This is a genomic window from Erythrobacter sp., assembly GCF_039988855.1.
In the GTDB taxonomy this organism is placed as follows: domain Bacteria; phylum Pseudomonadota; class Alphaproteobacteria; order Sphingomonadales; family Sphingomonadaceae; genus Erythrobacter.
The window spans coordinates 1-3,314 of sequence record NZ_JBDXIY010000013.1 but is presented as its reverse complement, the minus strand read 5'-3'; the positions used below and the strand labels follow the sequence as shown (position 1 = coordinate 3,314).

Sequence of the window (3,314 nt, the reverse complement as noted above, 5' to 3'; positions counted from 1 at the left end):
TGCTCTGAGACCGAACTTTGGAGCGCCGGTGGCTGGAGTTTTCCGGCTTTCTTCACGGTGACGGGCTGGCTTCGCCACCGGGATTTTGTAATGCGATCGGGACGTTGTATCCGATCGCCGAGTGAGGCCGAACCTCATTGTAGTATCTACGCCAATCCTCCAACTTTTCGCGGGCATCCGCAAGACTCAGGAACCAGTGTGCGTTCAAACACTCGGCCCGCAGCTTGCTGTTAAAGGCTTCGATGAAGCCGTTGTCCGTAGGCTTGCCCGGCCGTGAGAAGTCGAGGGTGACATCGTTCGCATAGGCCCACAGATCGAGGTCCCGGGAGATGAACTCGCTGCCATTATCGACCCTGATCGTCTTCGGATAGCCGATACGGCCACATACTCGCTCGAGCGTCTGGACGACATCCTCGCCGCGATAGGAGAAGCGCGGATCGACCGCTGGGCAATAGCGGGAATGAGTGTCGACAATGGTCAGGACACGGAGCTTCTTGCCGGTCGCGAGCTGGTCATGGACAAAATCCATGGCCCACACATCGTTCGGTCCGATGGCCTCCTGGCGATCCTCCCTGAGCTTGGCCTTCACCCGTCGCTTGGGGTGCTTGTTCCTGAGCTGTAGTCCCAACTCATTGTAAATCCTACGGGTCTTCTTCATGTTGATCGTCCATCCCTCACGACGCAACAGCACGTGGACACGCCGGTAGCCGTAGCGAACCCGCGTCTCGCAAATTTCCTTGATCCTTCGTTCGAGCGCGGCCTGACCGGTGCGACGGGACTTGTAGTGGTAGGTGGAGGTCTCGAACTTCAGTGCCTTGCAGGCCCGTCTGATCGATATCCCCCAGTCCACCAGCATCCCGTCGACCAGCTTGCGCTTCCGGGCAGGCCTCAGAGCTTTCGGCGAATGACGTCCTGCAGCATCTCGCGATCAAGCGTCAGGTCAGCGACGATCTTCTTCAGCCGACCGTTCTCGTCCTCAAGGGCCTTCAGCCGGCGCATCTCATCTGGCAACAGTCCAGCATACTTCTTCTTCCAGTTGAAATAGGTCGCCTGGCTGATCCCGGCCTTGCGGCAGATCTCTGCCACGGGCACGCCGTCATCGCCCTGCTTCAGAATGAACGCCTTCTGCGCGTCCGAAAACTTCGATGCCTTCATCGCTCTCCGCTCCATTCCAGCCAGGGAAAACTAAGCGGAAAAATCTAACCAAAAGCGATCCAGTTTGTGGGGATCAGAGCATCGGGATCGCCCGCTCGGATGTGGATACGCTTGGTAAAGCTCGGCTGCGTCTTAAGCCGTTGAAAGAGAGCGTTCGCATTTGCGCGCGTCATGAACCCTTGTCCCCTATTGCTAAAATTCACATATTGTTGTTCATGCTTTGTTTTTCAAGAATTGGGAGGCGAAAAATTGTTGAAACTCGTCCCGCGAACATTATCAATCAGCGTCATAGCCTATCTTGCACTCGCTGGAGGGCCTGTAACAGATTTCCTCCTCGATATTGTTCAGTCGTTCTCACCTCAGTCCGCAGAATTTTTACGCCCGTTAATCTCGTCGCGAACGATAGTTTTCGCCATAGGTATGATCATCGCCGCACTGTTGTGGCGGCCAGTTTGGGCTACCATCTGGAAATTGCCGATCGTAGGGAGCGCGGCTTCTACCTGGCTATTTCCTGACCTTCACGGCACTTGGGAAATAGAAATGAATTCCAATTGGCCAATCATTGAAAAAGTACGCAATGCAGCAAAAGGCGCTGAAAGCGGACGGTACGATGTTTTGGCGGAAGACGCCGAGATTCCAGAGCTTCAACTGGTCACACTAAGAGCGAAAATATCGCACACTTGGCGAGGCGTCTCGCTATCGATTGACCCATCGCCTTCATCAGTACTGCTTGAGTCCAGGACCCTTTCGATCGATTTGCTTCCTGCCAGCCAAGAGCGACCAAAACGGCTCGTGTGGTTGTATCGCCAAGTCAATAAACAACCTCGACTTCCCACCGACGAGCAGAAGTTCTATGGATCAGCAATCCTCAGTGTCTCAGAGGACGGGAAATCGATGGATGGAAATTATTGGACCAATCGCTCCTGGGACCGAGGATTAAACGCGGCTGGATTAATCACAGCAAAGCGAGTGTGAATTACGAATCTAGGTAGAATTAGTTGTATTTCAGGAATCGCACCACCGGTACGGGAAAAAAGGTGGGTAACAGCGCGGGTAATATTAAATTATAATCATCTAATAAAAATTTAAAAACAAATGCTTGCAACAAAAAATCGATTCCGCCCCTGGCACCACTTTTCCAATGAAATCAATAAATTGGACGAATGGCGCGCCGGCCCTCGGGCGAGCGGGTTCGTGTTGGGTGTCATTGCGGGTCTTGGCCGCGCGGGTTGAGGATGGTTCTTGCGCCGCCGCCGCGGTTTCGCCAAATGCCCGTCGCAACGGACATCTGCCCGATGGTCTTTCGGCATTGACCCGCGCCCCAGTCCGCTTCACCCACTCAGGTGTGGTTCTCCGCTTGCGCAGAAGAAGAACGCGCCTCTGGCGAATCATTCACGAGCAGGTAGTCTGGATGCCGTAAGAGCGGACACTCGGCGCGCATGTGCCGTGCAATCCGCCCGCATCGCCCAGCGCCAAGGAGCATCGCAGTGACCATCCGCAATCTCGAGAACGCCGTTCATCCCAAATCGCTTGCGGTCTTCGGCGCCTCGGTCCGCGAAGGGTCGGTTGGCCGCGTGGTGCTGCAAAACATCGTCGATGCCGGTTTTCGGGGCGAGATCTGGCCGATCAATCCGAAATATGACGAGGTCGCCGGGCGGCGTTGCTATGCCGGCGTCGCCGATCTGCCCGGCATTCCCGACCTTGGCGTCATCGCAACGCCGCCGGCGACCGTGCCCGGCATCATCGGCGATCTCGGCGCCAGGGGCACGCGCGCCGCGGTGGTCATCACCGCAGGGCTGACGCATGAGAACGGCTTGCGCCAGGCCATGCTCGAGGCGGCCCGCCCGTATCTCTTCCGCATCATCGGGCCGAACACGCTCGGGCTGATGATCCCGCCGGCCCGGCTCAATGCCGGCTTCGCACATATGGCGGCCAAGCCCGGCAATATCGCGCTTTTGTCGCAATCGGGCGCGATCGCGACCTCGCTGATCGACTGGGCGGCGGAAAACCATCTCGGCTTTTCCCACATCGTCTCGCTGGGCGACATGGCCGATGTCGATGTCGGCGACTGGCTCGACATGCTGGCCGGCGACGCGCACACAAGCGCGATCGTGATGTATCTCGAGACGATCCCCAATCCGCGCAAATTCATGTCGGCG

4 protein-coding genes are annotated in these 3,314 nt (G+C 56.8%); 2 read left to right on the top strand and 2 right to left on the bottom strand.

All coding sequences use genetic code 11. From position 1 onward, the window contains the following. Nucleotides 1–52 precede the first annotated feature (52 nt). Nucleotides 53–1,155, bottom strand: a protein-coding gene (locus ABJ205_RS02940; RefSeq protein WP_348452636.1) for an IS3 family transposase whose coding sequence is annotated in 2 segments (ribosomal slippage) — nucleotides 53–894 and nucleotides 894–1,155 — 1,104 coding nt in all. Because the reading frame shifts where the segments join, the coding sequence is not laid out codon by codon here. 44 nt (nucleotides 1,156–1,199) lie between these two features. After that, nucleotides 1,200–1,328 carry a hypothetical protein gene (locus ABJ205_RS02935; protein WP_348499748.1) on the bottom strand — a complete coding sequence of 43 codons (129 nt, stop codon included), beginning with the start codon at nucleotides 1,326–1,328 and terminating at the stop codon, nucleotides 1,200–1,202. A gap of 76 nt (nucleotides 1,329–1,404) precedes the next feature. On the opposite strand from ABJ205_RS02935, the gene ABJ205_RS02930 reads away from it, so the two are divergent. Both ABJ205_RS02930 and ABJ205_RS02925 read left to right on the top strand, forming a co-directional pair. After that, nucleotides 1,405–2,130, top strand: a complete 726-nt coding sequence (locus ABJ205_RS02930) for a hypothetical protein (RefSeq protein WP_348452634.1) — start codon at nucleotides 1,405–1,407, stop codon at nucleotides 2,128–2,130. 512 nt (nucleotides 2,131–2,642) lie between these two features. Next, nucleotides 2,643–3,314 (top strand): CoA-binding protein (locus ABJ205_RS02925; RefSeq protein WP_348509997.1); only part of this gene is annotated, 672 nt, incomplete at its 3' end.

Coding starts and splice junctions, on each gene's coding strand:
- ABJ205_RS02935 (WP_348499748.1), bottom strand. CDS start 1,328: ATGACGCGCGCAAATGCGAACGCTCTCTTTCAACGGCTTAAGACGCAG.